10 protein-coding genes, 3 rRNA genes and 1 pseudogene are annotated in these 15,989 nt (G+C 58.0%); 2 read left to right on the top strand and 12 right to left on the bottom strand.

Translation table 11 applies throughout. The features are described 5' to 3' along the window. Positions 1–247: 247 nt before the first annotated feature. Both ACNQFG_RS04180 and ACNQFG_RS04175 read right to left on the bottom strand, forming a co-directional pair. On the bottom strand, positions 248–736 hold the full coding sequence (locus ACNQFG_RS04180; RefSeq protein ID WP_423406115.1) for a nucleoside deaminase: 489 nt from the start codon (positions 734–736) through the stop codon (positions 248–250). Further along, a complete protein-coding gene (locus ACNQFG_RS04175) occupies positions 733–1,152 on the bottom strand; it encodes a CPBP family intramembrane glutamic endopeptidase (protein WP_270477808.1) in 420 nt (139 codons plus the stop codon). The genes ACNQFG_RS04180 and ACNQFG_RS04175 overlap by 4 nt, the downstream gene beginning before the upstream one ends. 192 nt (positions 1,153–1,344) lie before the next feature. Between ACNQFG_RS04175 and ACNQFG_RS04170 the strand changes: the two are divergent. Together ACNQFG_RS04170 and ACNQFG_RS04165 are read left to right on the top strand one after the other, a co-directional pair. Continuing rightward, positions 1,345–1,941 (top strand): annotated as a pseudogene (locus tag ACNQFG_RS04170) (DegV family protein); the annotation flags it as partial. Positions 1,942–2,057: 116 nt separating this feature from the next. Continuing rightward, positions 2,058–2,204 (top strand): DegV family protein, encoded by a 147-nt coding sequence (locus ACNQFG_RS04165; protein WP_423406114.1) that lies wholly within the window; start codon positions 2,058–2,060, stop codon positions 2,202–2,204. A gap of 52 nt (positions 2,205–2,256) precedes the next feature. Here the strand turns inward: ACNQFG_RS04165 and ACNQFG_RS04160 are convergent, their stop codons facing one another. The 10 genes from ACNQFG_RS04160 to ACNQFG_RS04115 all read right to left on the bottom strand — a co-directional run bounded on the left by ACNQFG_RS04160 (position 2,257) and on the right by ACNQFG_RS04115 (position 15,839). Beyond that, on the bottom strand, positions 2,257–3,036 hold the full coding sequence (locus ACNQFG_RS04160; RefSeq protein WP_423406113.1) for a TSUP family transporter: 780 nt from the start codon (positions 3,034–3,036) through the stop codon (positions 2,257–2,259). Between the two features lie 90 nt (positions 3,037–3,126). Next, positions 3,127–3,978, bottom strand: a complete 852-nt coding sequence (locus ACNQFG_RS04155; protein WP_423406112.1) for a serine hydrolase — start codon at positions 3,976–3,978, stop codon at positions 3,127–3,129. A 22-nt stretch (positions 3,979–4,000) separates the two neighbouring features. Then, the gene (locus ACNQFG_RS04150) at positions 4,001–5,002 is read right to left on the bottom strand and encodes a dipeptidase (protein ID WP_423406111.1); all 1,002 of its coding nucleotides are present in this window, start codon (positions 5,000–5,002) and stop codon (positions 4,001–4,003) included. 167 nt (positions 5,003–5,169) lie between these two features. Further along, the gene (locus tag ACNQFG_RS04145; protein ID WP_423406110.1) at positions 5,170–6,153 is read right to left on the bottom strand and encodes a C40 family peptidase; all 984 of its coding nucleotides are present in this window, start codon (positions 6,151–6,153) and stop codon (positions 5,170–5,172) included. Beyond that, positions 6,150–9,473 (bottom strand): SNF2-related protein, encoded by a 3,324-nt coding sequence (locus ACNQFG_RS04140; RefSeq protein ID WP_423406109.1) that lies wholly within the window; start codon positions 9,471–9,473, stop codon positions 6,150–6,152. Before ACNQFG_RS04140 ends, ACNQFG_RS04145 begins: the two co-directional genes overlap by 4 nt. A 125-nt stretch (positions 9,474–9,598) precedes the next feature. Next, the gene (locus tag ACNQFG_RS04135; protein ID WP_423406108.1) at positions 9,599–10,120 is read right to left on the bottom strand and encodes a GNAT family N-acetyltransferase; all 522 of its coding nucleotides are present in this window, start codon (positions 10,118–10,120) and stop codon (positions 9,599–9,601) included. Beyond that, positions 10,121–10,882 (bottom strand): hypothetical protein, encoded by a 762-nt coding sequence (locus tag ACNQFG_RS04130; protein ID WP_423406107.1) that lies wholly within the window; start codon positions 10,880–10,882, stop codon positions 10,121–10,123. A 100-nt stretch (positions 10,883–10,982) separates the two neighbouring features. Next, positions 10,983–11,099 (bottom strand): 5S ribosomal RNA (gene rrf, locus ACNQFG_RS04125). A gap of 126 nt (positions 11,100–11,225) precedes the next feature. Continuing rightward, positions 11,226–14,059 (bottom strand): 23S ribosomal RNA (locus tag ACNQFG_RS04120). Positions 14,060–14,328: 269 nt separating this feature from the next. Continuing rightward, positions 14,329–15,839 (bottom strand): 16S ribosomal RNA (locus tag ACNQFG_RS04115). Together the 16S, 23S and 5S rRNA genes form the textbook arrangement of a ribosomal RNA operon. Between the last annotated feature and the right edge of the window lie 150 nt (positions 15,840–15,989).

Raw genomic sequence — 15,989 nt, 5'->3', positions numbered from 1 at the left:
GAGTCAGCCCTCCTGTCGCTTGTTCTCTGCCCATACAAAAATCCGCACAGGCAGGAGGAACTGCCGTTCCACGCTCCCCAGAACAGCGCTCTGCTCACTTCTTCCGGTCAAGTCCGGTCCTGCGGCGTGCCTGGGAACGATTGTGTGTGGTTTCGACAAGTTTCCATTAAATAATATAGCACAATTTGCCGAAAAAAGAAAGTGGAAGCCGCCTACTTTTTCACGCAGCTTCCACTTTTTTCAATTTTCACTTCGTCACGGGCGGTCTCCAGCGGGGTTTGCCGGCCCGCTCCTCCCGCAGCCGGAGGAAAAACGCCTGCAGCAGCTCCTGTGCTTCCTCTGCGCGCAGCCCCTGCTCCACCGCCGGGTGGTGGTTGAAGGGCATTGCAAACAGGTCGGTCACACTGCCGCAGCAGCCCGCCTTGGTGTCTGCCGCGCCGTATACCACCCGCCGGATGCGGCTGTTGATGATGGCCCCGGCGCACATGGGGCACGGCTCCAGCGTGACGAACAGCTCGCACTCCCACAGCCGCCAGCCGCCCAGCTTTTTGCAGGCGGCATCAATGGCCAGCAGCTCGGCATGGTGGAGGGCATTTTTCTCGGTCTCCCGCGTATTGTGGGCCGACGCGATGATCTCGCCGTCCTTCGCGATGACGGCCCCCACCGGCACTTCGCCCAGTGCAGCGGCCTGTTCGGCTTCGGCCAGTGCCGCGCCCATCAATTCATAATCGGTCATGGTGTTCCCCTTTCTGCCAGGCAGCGGGCCAGCACGGCCCCATTGTTCAGGATATGCAGCAGGATGCCGGGCAGAAGGCTTCCCGACCGGTCTGCCGCCCAGCCGAAGAGCAGCCCCATCCCCAGCGCGTACGCTTTGGCCTGCAGACTGCCGTGCAGCGCAGCAAACAGCACCGCCTGCCCCAGGATGGCCGCATTCCGCCCCAGCGGACGCAGCAGCCGCAGCGCGGCCCCGCGAAAGACCAGTTCCTCCGCCACCGGCAGCACCAGACAGCTGCGCAGGAGGCCTGCCGCCCCCGCCGGGGCCGCAGCCGACGACGGAAACAGCAGTTCAGACCCCGCTGCCAGTGCAGCCCAGAGCAGCGCCGCCAGACCGAACGTTTTCCAGAACGCGGCCGTTTCCTGTTTTTCTTTCACGCACAGCCCTCCCATCGGCGGACATTGTACCACATCCGCCCCCATTTGCGCAAGCCGCGGATCTGTTTTGCGAAAATGCGAAGAAATTTTGCTCAAACAATTGACTTTTTCCCTCTGCATCTGGTATAATTCCCACGACTTTTCTGATGAATTGGTCGTTTTACGGCCACGACCCTCGGAGGTATTGTATTTATGATCCGTATTCTCACCGATTCTGCGTCCGACATCCTGCCCGCTGAAGCCGAGCAGCTGGGCGTGACCGTGATCCCTCTGAACGTGACGCTGGAGGATGGCAGCATCCTGCGGGATGGCATCGACATGACCCCCACCGAGTACTATGCCCATCTGGCCAGCTGCCGCAAGCTGCCCACCACCAGCCAGCCCAGCCCAGAGCTGTTCGAGAAGTTCTATCTGGAAGCCGCTGCCGCCGGGGACGAAGTGCTGGGCATCTTCCTGTCCCACGAGCTGTCCGGTACATGGCAGTGCGCAAAGCTGGCCGCAGACCTCGCCAATGTAGACAACGTGCTGTTTGTGGACAGCGGACACGTCTGCCTGAGCGAAGCCCTGCTCGTCCGCCTGGCCGTCCAGCTGCGGGATTCCGGCAAAACGGCCGGTCAGATCGCCGCCATTCTGGAGCACGCCAAGGAGCATCTGCATCTGGTTGCCGCAATCGACGATCTGAAGTATCTACGCAAGGGCGGCCGTCTGCCTGCCGCTGTGGCCGTCGCGGGCGGGATGCTGGGCATCAAGCCCCTCATCACCATCAAGGACGGTAAGGTAGCCATGGCCGGTAAGGCCCGCGGCCTGCCCGGTGCCTATGTGGCCCTGTTCAAGAAGATCGAAGAGCTGGGCGGCATCAATCCCGCCTTCCCGGCGCTGGCCGGTTACACCGTCTCCCCCGTGAGGTGGCGCCCATCCAGACCTACCTGCGCGACAACCTGCAGCAGGAAGACCTGCTGGTGCGCCAGATCGGCTGCGTTATCGGCACCCACGCAGGCCCCGGCGCTTTCGGCATCGCCTTCTTCGACAAGACCCTGACGCTGGATCTGTAACCCCCAGACGCAAAAACGAGGAACTGTTTTGTGCAGTTCCTCGTTTTTTTGTTTACAGCACTGCGTCCGAGATGAGCTTGCCCAGCAGCAGCACCAGCACCACCAGCATCATGGGACGGATGAAGCGGGCCCCCTTTTTCAGGGCGAAATGGGACCCCAGCAGGTTGCCCAGAATGTTGCTGACGGCGCAGGGGATGCCGATGTGGAACACCACCAGACCGTTCATCAGATAGGTGAACAGGCTGGCGTAGTTGCTGGCAAGATTCAGCACCTTGCCGTTGCCGTTGGCGGTGCGCAGGTCAAAGCCCATCAGGGTGGTAAAGGCAATGATGGCAAAGGTGCCGGTGCCCGGGCCCACGATGCCGTCGTACAGGCCGATGCCCAAGCCGATGCCCAGCGCCAGCAGGATCTTTTTCAGGTTCAGGGTGCCGTCGTCCCGGTTCTGGTCCGGCAGGTCGCGCTGCCACAAAATGACCACCGCCGCCACTGGCAGGATGAGGAACATCATGGTGCGCAGCAGCTCATCGCTGAGCAGCAGCACGATGTGGGAGCCAAGGGCACTGCCCACAAAGCTGCCTGCTGCTGCCAGCAGGCCCACTTTGATGTTCATGGCACCCTTTTGGAAAAACTGCGCCGTGGCAAAAGTGGTGCCGCAGGCGGCGCTGAATTTATTGGTAGCATAGGTGTAGTGGGGCGGCAGCCCGGCAAACAGATAGGCCGGCAGGCTGATAAGACCGCCGCCTCCGGCTGCCGAATCCACAAAGCCTGCAAAGCCCGTCATGCACATCAGGAAGACCAGCATCAGCGGAGAGATCGTTATACTTTCTGTCATGTTTCCCTCTATTTTTCACGTTATTGTATATTTTTTCGATTTTTCACGGCCGGTTTCTCCGGGAGGAGCCGACGGGGCACTGCGAATGGGTCAGTCCAGATACAGTCGGCCCTCACAGGCCAGCACCTGATCCAGGATCATCCGCGAGACGCGGGCACCGTACACCATGGCGGGGTGTTCATTGTACTCGATGATATCGTGAAAGTCCTTGTTCATCAGCACGATGACATACTCGCCGTAGGGGGTGTGGACGATGCCGCCGTCGTTGCGGCAGGCGTTCATGCTGCCGCTCTTGCTGGCCACCCAGATCAGCTCCGGCGCTCCGGTCTCCTCGCAGTCGAGGTAATACTGCGGGAAGTCGTGGGTCAGCATGGTGTTGTAGTGCTGCTGGCGCAGGATGGCAAGCATCTCCGCGCTGGCTTCTTTGCTGACGAGGGTGCCCTTTGCCACCTGCGCGAACAGCGCCGCGTAGTTGCGCGGCGTGGTGGTGCCAAGCCGGCGGTAGCGGTCAAAGTGCAGCGGATTGTGCAGCACAGTATGCGCAAAGCCCAGCTCCCGGATGCAGGCGTTGATGGTATCCAGTCCCAGATAGTCGATGATCATATTGGTGGCGATGTTGTCCGAGCAAATGATCATCATGGTGGCGGTGTCCTTCACCTTGAGCTTTGCGCCCACGCCCAGCGCGCGCAGCATACCGCTGCCGTCCACGAACTGGCTCTGCTCATAGGTGATGCGCTCGTCCAGGCTGGCCTTGCCTCGGCTGACCTGCAGATACAGCGCCGCCAGGATGAATGCCTTGATGGTCGAGGCCGTCTCGAATGCTTCATCGGCCCCGATCTCGACCGTGCGGCCCTGCAGGTCGTCCACGAACACGCTCATTTTGCCCTGATAGCAGTACAGCTCCGCAGCAATGCGCTTTTCCAGCGTCATGTTTTTATCCATTTCGGAATTTTTCCCTTTCTATTTACAGATTTTCCTCGAAGAAGCGCTGGGCGTTGCGGAAGAAGATCTGCTCCACCTCGTCCTCGGTGAAGCCTTCCTTCCGCAGCGCGTCGGCCAGCAGCGGAAGTTTGGAGCAATCGCCCATTTCCAGCTTGCCGCCGATGCCGTCAAAGTCGCTGCCCAGGCCGATGATCTCAATGCCGCCCACCTGCTTGAAATGGGCTGCGTGCCGGGCCATCAGGGCCGTGGTGCTGCGGCAGAGTTCCGGGCGCGGCTGGTCATCCAGGAAGCCGGAGCAGTAGTTCAGGCCTACAAGACCGCCCTTTTCGGCCATGACGCGGATCATCTCATCGGTCAGGTTGCGGGTGTGGGGTGCCAGTGCGCGGCAGTTGGAGTGGCTGGCCGCAAAAGGCCGGGTGCCGTGCTCCACGATATCCCAGAAGCCCTTGTCCGAAAGGTGGCTCACATCCACGATCATGTGCATCCGTTCCATCTCGGCCAGAAATTCAAACCCGCGCTCCTTCAGGCCGGTCTCGGTGTTGGGCTTGCAGGGCCAGATGTCCCCGCCCCCGCCGGGCACCACATTGGGGCTTGCCAGCTCGTTTTCGTGGTTCCATGTCAGGGTCATCATGCGCACGCCCAGCTCATACATCCGGCGCAGCACCCCCACGCTGCCCTTGCAGCAGGCGCCTTCCTCGATGGTGAGCATCCCGCTGATCTTTCCGGCCTGCGCGTTGCGGCGGATGTCCTCCGGGCGGTAGACCGGCGCGATCTGGTCGGAATACTTCGCCATGATCCGCTTGAACACATCCACCTCTTCCAGCGCCGTCACCAGCGGGTCTGCGCCGGGGGTCGGGTCGCTCAGGTTCACAAAAGCGGCAAAGCATTGCAGCATGTAGTCGCCCTTGTGCAGCTTTTCCAGATCAATGTGCAAATCATTGGTTGCAAAGCTCTTGGCTTCGCCCCGCCGCTCGGCATAGCGCAGCTCGCTCAGGGTATCACAATGGAGATCAAAGACTTTCATAACGTGTCGTCCTTTCTGCTATCGTTCCTTCGTACAACCTCTCCGTCATTGCTTCGCAATGCCGCCTCTCCTTGTAGGAGAGGCCTTGGCAGTCCGTGCAGCATTCCCGGCTTTGCCCAAAGCGCCCCCTTCGGGGGAGCTGACAGGCGGAGCGAGACGGAGCGGGTTCAAAACAAACTTCCCACCGCATACAGGCTCTTCACCAGATCTTCCCGGTAGAGCGGGTCGTCCGGGTCCAGGCTGTTGAGCACCACGCCGCCGCTCCCTGCGGCACCGGTGGAGTGGATGTACCGCCCCTCGCCCAGATAGAGCGCGATGTGGCCGGGGAAGTAGAGCGCATCGCCGCGCCGGACCTGTTCCTTCGGGATCTCGTGCATGGGCCAGCCCTCCACGAGTCGGGCGTCCCGGTAGATGAGGACGCCGCACTGCATGTAGGCGCTGCTCACGAGGCCGGAGCAGTCGATGCCCCGGCCCGACTTGCCACCCCAGCGGTACTCTGTGCCCAGATACCGTTTGGCCTGTTCGGCCAGCGCATTCCGGAACGCTTCCTCGCTGCCGCCGTACCAGCGGTCAAGGGCGCGGGGCACAAGCTCTTCGGGCCTGCACCCCTCGGCCAGCGCCAGTGCCTCGTCGAAGCGGCGGCCTGCCTGCTGGGTGAACACCGCCGTCATCGGCCAGCGCACCGGCTCCAGCGCCACAGCCCGGACATAGCCGGTCCGGCCATCCACGAGCCGGACCAGCGCCCAGCCGTCATGAGGGGTCTCTTCGGGCAGGCGGCGCAGCAGCGCCCCGCGCTCCAGCTCCAGCAGCCGGACGCCCTGCACCTTGGGCAGGGTCAGCACATCGGTCGCGCGGCCCGCCATCACCCATTCGGCAGCAAGGTAGCTCCGCAGTTCCGCTTCCCCGCAGAACTGCAGCTCCGATGCGAACACATAGCCGTGATAGCCGTAAAAGCTGACCACCTCGGCCATCTCCTCCGGCAGCGGTACGCCCTCTGCCGTCACGCCGCCGGGAGCCGTGCGCACCTGGCAGACCTGCCCATACAGACCCTCGTCCCCGATGGTGGAGACGACCCCTGCGTCGCTTTCCTTCGTCGTTTCGGTCAGGTCGTAAATGGTCACGACCGGCCGTGCAAAAATCGCAAAGTTCATGGTTCCGGCACCTCCAACAATTCCAGCAGCTCTTCCGGCTTCATCGACAGGATCGCGCCGTCGGCGCTGCCCGTCACCGTGTCGGCCAGCGACTGCTTGGCCTGCTGCAGCTCCACGATCTTTTCTTCAATGGTGTCCTGCGCAATGAGCTTGTACACCTGCACCGGATTGCGCTGGCCGATGCGGTAGGCGCGGTCGGTGGCCTGATTCTGCGCAGCCACGTTCCACCACGGGTCGTAGTGGATGACGATATCTGCCGCCGTCAGGTTCAGGCCGGTGCCGCCCGCCCGCAGCGAGATGAGGAACACGTCCGCTTCGCCGCTGTTGAACCGGCGCACAAGCTCTGCACGCACCGGCTTTGGGGTGGAGCCCTGCAGGGTAAAGTGGCTCACGCCCGCTTCGTCCAGCCGTTTTGCCAGCAGTTCCAGCATGGAGGTGAACTGGCTGAACAGCAGGATGCGGTGTCCGCCCTCCACAGCAGCCGTCACCAGCTCCATGCAGGCATCCAGCTTGGCACTGCCGCCGTCCCAGTTGTCTGCCACAAGGCGCGGGTCGCAGCAGATCTCCCGCAGGCGCATGAGCACTGCAAACACGGCCATCTTGTCTTCGGGTTTGGCCGCCTTGAGCTTTTCGCGGGCATCCAGCACTGCCGCCAGATAGAGCTTGCGCTGTTCTTCTTCCAGCTCGATACGGTGGAGATTCTCGGTCTTGGGGGGCAGCTCTTTGAGCACCTCGGACTTCATGCGCCGCAGGATGAACGGCCCGGTGAGCTGGTTCAGCCGCCGCACCGCCGTCGGGTCGTCCTCCTGCACGATAGGCTTTTCAAACCGGGCGCAGAAGGTCTTGTAGGGCGGCAGATACCCCGGCATCAGGAAGGAGAAGATGCTCCACAATTCGCCCAAGCGGTTCTCCACCGGGGTGCCGGTAAGGGCAAACCTCACTTTGCTGTTCACCCCGCACACCGCCTTGTACTTTTGGGTAGTGTGGTTCTTGATGGCCTGCGCTTCGTCCAGAATGCAGGCGTAGAATTTCTGGTCTGCATACAGCGCCTCGTCGCGGCGGAGCAGGTCGTAGCTCGTCACCACAAGGTCTACCCCCTCCCACTGTTCGGCCAGGGCCGCGCGGTGGGCCGCGCCGCCGTCCACAACGATGCAGCGCAGCTCCGGCGTGAACTTCTGGCATTCCTCCTGCCAGTTGAGCACCAGCGATGCCGGGCAGACGATGAGGCTGGGCAGGCGCTGGCCGCTTTCCTTCATGGCCAGCAGGTAACTGAGCACCTGCACAGTCTTGCCAAGGCCCATATCGTCGGCCAGAATGCCGCCCATGCCGTAGCCGTCCAGCGTGCGCAGCCAGCGGTAGCCATCCCGCTGGTACTTGCGCAGCACATTGTGCAGGCTTTCCGGCGGAGTATACTCGCTGTCCTTCACGGCGTGAAAGCTGCGGCTGATGCGGCGGAACGCATCGTCGCGGTTGAAGTGGATCCCGCTCTGCCCCGACAGCGCCCGATCCAGACTCGGTGCCCGGTAAAGAGGCAGCTCCGCGTGGTTCTTGCTCAACTTGACCCCGGAGAGCTCCAGCGTCTCGTTCAGCTCGTCCAGCCCTTCGAACTCCTCGTCCAGCTTGAGCAGACGGCCGTCCCGCAGGCGGTGGTAGCGCTTTTTCTGGTGGAGCGACTTCAGCAGGGCCTTCAGCTCCCCCACCGGAAACGCACCGGTGTCCACTTCCAGGTCGAGGACGCTTCCATGCACCGACACCCCCACCGAGATCTTCGGCGGCGCGGCCTGCAGGCTGCGGAAGGCATCCGTCAGGTATACTTCACCCTCGTTCATCAGAACCGGGACCCCCTCGTCCAGAAAGCGGTAGACTGCTTCCTCCTCGGATGCGCTGTACTGCATCGGCCCCACGCCCGGCTGCAAATACCGGCCCAGCAGGCGGGCAGCGCGGTCCTCAGCGCGGGCATCCCGCAGAAGGCCCTGCGGCGGCGGAGCAAAGGGCGTCACGCGATCCTCGCCGTACAAAAATTCCAGATGGGCGCTCACGGTCCCCATCTGCGGCGCATCCAGATAGAACTGCACCACCGGTTCCAGCGGGATCTGGTTCAGCAGCAGACGTTCCGGGTCCACGATGTTCAGCTTGCTGCCCAGCTCCGGCAGCACATAGCTGCAAAAGGCCGTGGCATCTGCGCTGGTAAAGAACAGATTTCTTCCGCTCAGCCCCCGGAACGCAGGCAGCATCCGGGCGGTGGCTGCACGATCCAGCCGCCAGATGGTATCCTCGCTGTAAAGGTAATCAAAATCCAGCCCTTTGATCGAACCCAGCGACGGCCGCACGTTGATCTGCACACCGCCGCGCCGCCGTTCCACCTGAATCGTCAGAGAGGGGATGCCTTCCTTTAAGGCATAGCCGCCCAGCTCGTGCCGGTCGGCATACAGGTTCACAAGGGCGTCGAAGGACTCTCCCGTCAGCGTGATGCCGCCGGCCGGGCCGGTCTCCGCATAGCGGCTCGTGGTATAGCCCCGCGTTTCCAGCTGCTGCCGGTTGATGATCTCCCGCCGCAGCAGGTTCAGCAGCTGCCGGGCCTCCGGCGTAAAGGCATCCCACCGGTGCTGGAACGCCAGCGATTTTCCGTAGCTGACAACCTGGTTGTTTTCAATATGCGACAGCAGTTCCTCCAGGCTCTTGACCACATAGGACCGTCCGCCGTCCGAGATGCGCAGCCGCAGCCAGGGTGTGCCGCCCTGCAGCACGGTCAGTTCCGGTTCCAGCTCCACAAAGCCGGTGCGCTGGGGCAGGATGTTGTCCTCCACTTCGGAGAGCTCCCCTTCCCGATAGGTGCGCAGCAGGGCGCGGGCCTCCGGGTCCGATTCCGGCTCATCGCCCCGCCATTTCCGCCCGAACAGCATTTCCAGCCCGGAGGCATAGCTGTCCCGCCGGGCCGGTTCCGGCTCTTCGGGCAGGTTGGCTGTGCCCCGCACGACGCCGGGGATCGCGGTGAGGCCGATCTTAGAAGGACACGATTTCTGCGTCTGCGCCGTTTCTTTTTGGTCATACAGCAGAAGCGCCCCGATATGTTTGCAGAACAGGCCGTTGCCATTGTCGTTATAGGGGCAAGTACAGCTCGCGCTGACAAAGCTGCCGTTCTCCCGCAGCCATGCCTCAGTCTCATACAGATTGTCTCCGCTGCCCTCCACCTCTGCGCTCAGATGCCGGACCCCATTCTCTTCGGTCTTGCATTCATACGATTCGATGCGATTCACATATTTTTTTGCCCGCGCAAAGATCGCGCTGCCCAGCAGATACTGGATCTCTTCCATATCCATCCCGGTTTCCCTCCCCCTGCGAGCTCTATTGGTTAAGCATACCGCACCGGTGGGCCAGATGCAAGGCTTTTGCATAAAAAAATCCGCCGCCTCTTGAAGAAGAGACAGCGGAAATCGCTCGGCATTCATTCTTTTTCCAGGAAATAGCACACCAGGTCAGTCGGGCCGCGTTCGGCATGGCGCATCGCCTTGTGCTCCACACCCTCACAGACGAACCCCAGCTGTTTCAGCAGCGCACCGGACGCCGTATTATAAGCATAGTGTCCTCCAGTGAACAGCACGGTATCCGTCTGTTCAAAATAGGTCCGCACCACCGCGGCCAATGCTTCACGTGCGTATCCCTTCCGGCGGGCATCCGGTGCAACTTCAATGCCCAGGTCCCAGCCCGGAACAGCCCGTCCGGCGTCCATCATCGAAATCACTGCAACGACCCGCCCGGTCTTCTTTTCCACCACACTGTATCGGGTCTGCCCCGCAAATTTCTGCATCAAGCGGCCATATTCCTCATCCATCGCATCAAAGGCATGGTAGCCTCCGCAGTCCAGCGTGGTCTGCTCGTCCGAAAAAATTGCAAATACATCTTCGGCATCCTCTACCGCAAACTGCCGGAGCAGCAAGCGAGGTGTTTCAATAGGTAAAATGTCCATTTATTTCTCCCAATAGATCTTATAAATATGCGCAAACTGACTGGGGGCGCTCAGCAGAGCCGTGCCATCCGAAAGCACGGTCAGCGTATCGCCTGCCGAAAGCGCCTTGACGTCCACCTGCTCTTCGTCCCGCGTCCGCAGCTTTTCTGAGATGCCGTGGATCACATACTCTTTTCCCTCTGTATCCGAAGCCGTCAGCTGGTCGTTTGCCGCATCCAGTGCCGTGATGGTCACAGTGGTCTGTACGCTGTCCGAGGCCAGGATCGCTTCGATCTTCTGGTAAGCGGCCGTTCCACCTGGAAAAACATAGGCCTTTTTTCCGTTCACGAGGCAGATTCTGCGGTCGGGATAGAACGCCAGCCAGAGTTTTACCTCTTCCTCCGTTCCGAATTGCAGGATCACATCCTGAGTACCCGCATCAAATGTGTCCTGGTTGATGCAGGGCAGATAGACCAGGCTGTTCAGATAGTGTCCCAGCGCACCATACAGTTCGGTCAGGCGGTCGGTCTGGAAATCGTTCAGCTCTGCATCCCCCAGGAACGCGTCCAGACGCAGTTCTGCCACTGCGAGCAGCTCACTGTCTCGGATGGGCTTCGTGATCTTTTGATTCCGGTAAACGGCCAGCGAGCCGAACGCAGCCGCCAGAAACAGCACGACTCCGGCCGCAGCCAGAATCCGCTTTTTCTTTTTCGTCACCTTCGCGGCGGCAAGAAAGCCCACAAAACACACGGCAAAGGGCAGCAGACACATGACCCAATCCATTTCCGGCACCTCCCTTACAGTCGTTTCTTTCATTCTACCAGAGCGGGTCCCAAAGTGCAACAAAAAACGCCCTAAGATTTCTCTTAGAGCGTTTCGATCAAGTCGGCGACTACCTATTTTCACGCGCCGTTTCCAGCGAACTATCTTGGGCACGAGTGAGCTTAACTACTGTGTTCGGAATGGGAACAGGTGGGACCTCACCGTCATCGTCACCGACCATATGACTGGTTCAGTATACCATACGGTCTACTGTTTGTCCAGTGTTTCTTAGAAGGACGTGCCTTCAAAACTGAATAATCACTGCTCACATTTTTTCGTTGACTCTCAGAGTCTCAAGCGAATTGTGGTCAAGCCCTCGACCTATTAGTACACGCTTGCTGAATGGATCGCTCCACTTACACATCGTGCCTATCAACCTTGTAGTCTTCAAGGGGTCTTACTTGTTTGAAACAATGGGATATCTTATCTTTGGGTCGGCTTCACGCTTAGATGCTTTCAGCGTTTATCCGATCCGTACATAGTTGCCCAGCTATGCTCTTGGCAGAACAACTGGTGCGCCAGAGGTACGTCCGCTCCGGTCCTCTCGTACTAGGAACAGCTCCCATCAAATATCCTGCGCCCACGACAGATAGGGACCGAACTGTCTCACGACGTTCTGAACCCAGCTCGCGTACCGCTTTAATTGGCGAACAGCCAAACCCTTGGGACCGAATACAGCCCCAGGATGCGATGAGCCGACATCGAGGTGCCAAACCTCCCCGTCGATGTGGACTCTTGGGGGAGATCAGCCTGTTATCCCCAGGGTAACTTTTATCCGTTGAGCGATGGCATTTCCACTCACATACCACCGGATCACTAACTCCAACTTTCGTTACTGCTCGACCCGTCAGTCTCGCAGTTAGGCTCGCTTCTGCGTTTGCACTCTTTTGCTTGATTTCCGTTCAAGCTGAGCGAACCTTTGAACGCCTCCGTTACTCTTTAGGAGGCGACCGCCCCAGTCAAACTGCCCACCTAACAATGTCCCCCGCCTTGATTCAAAGGCGCAGGTTAGAATTCCAATATCGCAAGGATGGTATCCCAACGGCCACTCCACAAGCGCCAAAGCACCTGCTTCCCAGTGTCCCATCTATCCTGTGCATGCAACATCGAAACCCAATATTAGGCTACAGTAAAGCTCCATGGGGTCTTTCCGTCTTGTCGCGGGTAACCGGCATCTTCACCGGTACTACAATTTCGCCGGGCGGGCTGTTGAGACAGTGCCCAAATCATTACGCCTTTCATGCGGGTCAGAACTTACCTGACAAGGAATTTCGCTACCTTAGGACCGTTATAGTTACGGCCGCCGTTCACTGGGGCTTCGATTCAATGCTTGCACATCTCCTCTTAACCTTCCAGCACCGGGCAGGCGTCAGCTCGTATACGTCATCTTTCGATTTAGCACAAACCTGTGTTTTTGGTAAACAGTTGCTTGGGCCGATTCTCTGCGGCTCCATCTTGGAGCACCCCTTCTCCCGAAGTTACGGGGTCAATTTGCCGAGTTCCTTAACAACCCTTCTCCCGTTGGCCTTAGAATCTTCTTCCTACCTACCTGTGTCGGTTTGCGGTACGGGCACCGCAGAAATACACACAGCTTTTCTCGCCATCTTCCATCCCGGACTTCGGTACTAATTTCCCTCGATCGCTACCGGAACCAACACCCGGCTCCGAGACTTCATATGTGTCCCTGTGTTTAACTCTTTTGGTGGTGACGGAATCTCTACCGTCTGTGCATCGGCTACGCCGTTAGGCCTCACCTTAGCTCCCGACTGACCTGGAGCGGACGAACCTTCCTCCAGAAACCTGAGGCTTTCGGCCATGCAGATTCTCACTGCATTCGCGCTACTCATTCCGGCATTCTCACTTCTATACACTCCACAGCCGCTTGCGCTACTGTTTCACCGCGTATACAACGCTCCCCTACCCAATACATTGCTGTATTGCCTAAGCTTCGGTGTCAGGTTTAGCCCCGTTAAATTCTCCGCGCAAAGACGCTCGACCAGTGAGCTATTACGCACTCTTTGAATGAGTGGCTGCTTCTGAGCCAACATCCTGGTTGTCTACGTATCTTCACATCGTTTTCCACTTAACCTGACTTTGGGACCTTAGCTGTAGATCTGGGCTGTTTCCCTTTTGACAATGACATTTATCTGACACTGTCTGACTCCCAAGCATCAATACTCTGGCATTCTGAGTTTGATAAGCTTCGCTAACCTCTCGGCCGCTAGGCTATTCAGTGCTTTACCTCCAGGTATCTAACTTGAGGCTAGTCCTAAAACTATTTCGGGGAGAACCAGCTATCTCCGGGTTCGATTGGAATTTCTCCGCTACCCACAGTTCATCCGCCGCCTTTTCAACGGAGGTCGGTTCGGTCCTCCATGGAATTTTACTTCCACTTCAACCTGACCATGGGTAGGTCACCCGGTTTCGGGCCCATTATATGCAACTTAACGCCCTTTTCAAACTCGCTTTCGCTTCGGCTCCAGACCTTAAGTCCTTAACCTTGCTGCATACAATCGCTCGCCGGACCGTTCTACAAAAAGTACCCTATCACACATTGACGTGCTCTAGGTGCTTGTAGGCACAGGGTTTCAGGTTCTTTTTCACTCCCCTCCCGGGGTGCTTTTCACCTTTCCTTCACAGTACTATACGCTATCGGTCACTGGGTAGTATTTAGGGTTAGAGGGTGGTCCCCCCGTATTCCGACCAGGTTTCACGTGTCTGGCCGTACTCTGGAATTCGCTCGGCTCTTGTCGTTTTCACCTACGTGGTTCTCACACTCTCTGACCGGCCTTCCCATGCCGTTCGGTTAACAACTTAAGTCCTAAATGCGCTCCGTACCCCGAAAGTATTTCTACTCTCGGTTTGCCCTCTTCCGCGTTCGCTCGCCACTACTTACGGAATCTCGTTTGATGTCTCTTCCTCGCCCTACTTAGATGTTTCAGTTCAGGCGGTTCCCTCGATCTACCTATTTTGAAGTTCAGCAGATCGTACCTGAGTATGAACCCAGGTGAGTTTCCTCATTCAGAGATCTCCGGATCAATGCTTATTTGCAGCTCCCCGAAGCTTATCGTAGCTTATCACGTCTTTCATCGGCTCCCAGTGCCAAGGCATTCGCCCTGCGCCCTTGTTCGCTTGACCTTTCAAACGTTCTCTTGGAACATTTGGTATCCTCTTGATTCTCTCTTGCCAACGAAGATTATTGTTACCCTTCCTTTTGAAATTGCAATATTTCTTAAAAAGAACTTACTATAATCTTTGTTTCGCAGTTATTATTCAGTTTTCAAGGTACGTCTTTGAGTGTCCTTTTCAGGGCCCTCAAAATCGAACAATATCTACTCTACTTGTTTATGTTACCTGTCCGAAAGATCTCCATCTTCGATGTCGCTCTTTCCTGCCTGACTCCTTAGAAAGGAGGTGATCCAGCCGCAGGTTCTCCTACGGCTACCTTGTTACGACTTCACCCCAATCACCAGTTTTACCTTCGGCGGCGTCCTCCTTGCGGTTAGACTACCGACTTCGGGTCCCCCCGGCTCTCATGGTGTGACGGGCGGTGTGTACAAGGCCCGGGAACGTATTCACCGTGGCATGCTGATCCACGATTACTAGCAATTCCGACTTCGTGCAGGCGAGTTGCAGCCTGCAGTCCGAACTGGGACGTTGTTTCTGAGTTTTGCTCCACCTCGCGGTCTTGCTTCTCTTTGTTTAACGCCATTGTAGTACGTGTGTAGCCCAAGTCATAAAGGGCATGATGATTTGACGTCATCCCCACCTTCCTCCGTTTTGTCAACGGCAGTCTGGCCAGAGTCCTCTTGCGTAGTAACTGACCATAAGGGTTGCGCTCGTTGCGGGACTTAACCCAACATCTCACGACACGAGCTGACGACAACCATGCACCACCTGTCTCCTTGCTCCGAAGAGAAAACATATTTCTATGCCTGTCAAGGGATGTCAAGACTTGGTAAGGTTCTTCGCGTTGCGTCGAATTAAACCACATACTCCACTGCTTGTGCGGGCCCCCGTCAATTCCTTTGAGTTTCAACCTTGCGGTCGTACTCCCCAGGTGGATTACTTATTGTGTTAACTGCGGCACTGAAGGGGTCAATCCTCCAACACCTAGTAATCATCGTTTACGGTGTGGACTACCAGGGTATCTAATCCTGTTTGCTACCCACACTTTCGAGCCTCAGCGTCAGTTGGTGCCCAGTAGGCCGCCTTCGCCACTGGTGTTCCTCCCGATATCTACGCATTCCACCGCTACACCGGGAATTCCGCCTACCTCTGCACTACTCAAGAAAAACAGTTTTGAAAGCAGTTTATGGGTTGAGCCCATAGATTTCACTTCCAACTTGTCTTCCCGCCTGCGCTCCCTTTACACCCAGTAATTCCGGACAACGCTTGTGACCTACGTTTTACCGCGGCTGCTGGCACGTAGTTAGCCGTCACTTCCTTGTTGGGTACCGTCATTATCTTCCCCAACAACAGGAGTTTACAATCCGAAGACCTTCTTCCTCCACGCGGCGTCGCTGCATCAGGGTTTCCCCCATTGTGCAATATTCCCCACTGCTGCCTCCCGTAGGAGTCTGGGCCGTGTCTCAGTCCCAATGTGGCCGTTCAACCTCTCAGTCCGGCTACCGATCGTTGCCTTGGTGGGCCATTACCTCACCAACTAGCTAATCGGACGCGAGGCCATCTCAAAGCGGATTGCTCCTTTTCCCCCTGCTCGATGCCGAGCCGTGGGCTTATGCGGTATTAGCAGTCGTTTCCAACTGTTGTCCCCCTCTTTGAGGCAGGTTCCTCACGCGTTACTCACCCGTTCGCCACTCGCTCGAGAAAGCAAGCTCCTTCTCTCTCGTTCAACTTGCATGTGTTAGGCGCGCCGCCAGCGTTCGTCCTGAGCCAGGATCAAACTCTTTATAAATGATATTTATCACTTAAAAGTGTTAAATCTTGTTCGCTCAGCACGCAATCGCTTGCGTCCTGTGTGAATTACTTTTGGAATTGTTTTTAGTGTTTTTCCAAACACTTAAAAGGTTCCTTACAAGTTTTTCGATATTGTTCAATTTTCAAG

The organism is Faecalibacterium prausnitzii, assembly GCF_049532945.1.
GTDB classification, from domain to species: domain Bacteria; phylum Bacillota; class Clostridia; order Oscillospirales; family Ruminococcaceae; genus Faecalibacterium; species Faecalibacterium prausnitzii_N.
This window is presented reverse-complemented; position numbering and strand designations above follow the sequence as displayed.

Excerpts from the sequence above, each read along its gene's own strand:
- ACNQFG_RS04180 (WP_423406115.1), bottom strand. The coding sequence starts at position 736 with ATGACCGATTATGAATTGATGGGCGCGGCACTGGCCGAAGCCGAACAG.
- ACNQFG_RS04160 (WP_423406113.1), bottom strand. The coding sequence starts at position 3,036 with ATGACAGAAAGTATAACGATCTCTCCGCTGATGCTGGTCTTCCTGATG.
- ACNQFG_RS04155 (WP_423406112.1), bottom strand. The coding sequence starts at position 3,978 with ATGGATAAAAACATGACGCTGGAAAAGCGCATTGCTGCGGAGCTGTAC.
- ACNQFG_RS04150 (WP_423406111.1), bottom strand. The coding sequence starts at position 5,002 with ATGAAAGTCTTTGATCTCCATTGTGATACCCTGAGCGAGCTGCGCTAT.
- ACNQFG_RS04145 (WP_423406110.1), bottom strand. The coding sequence starts at position 6,153 with ATGAACTTTGCGATTTTTGCACGGCCGGTCGTGACCATTTACGACCTG.
- ACNQFG_RS04140 (WP_423406109.1), bottom strand. The coding sequence starts at position 9,473 with ATGGATATGGAAGAGATCCAGTATCTGCTGGGCAGCGCGATCTTTGCG.
- ACNQFG_RS04135 (WP_423406108.1), bottom strand. The coding sequence starts at position 10,120 with ATGGACATTTTACCTATTGAAACACCTCGCTTGCTGCTCCGGCAGTTT.
- ACNQFG_RS04130 (WP_423406107.1), bottom strand. The coding sequence starts at position 10,882 with ATGGATTGGGTCATGTGTCTGCTGCCCTTTGCCGTGTGTTTTGTGGGC.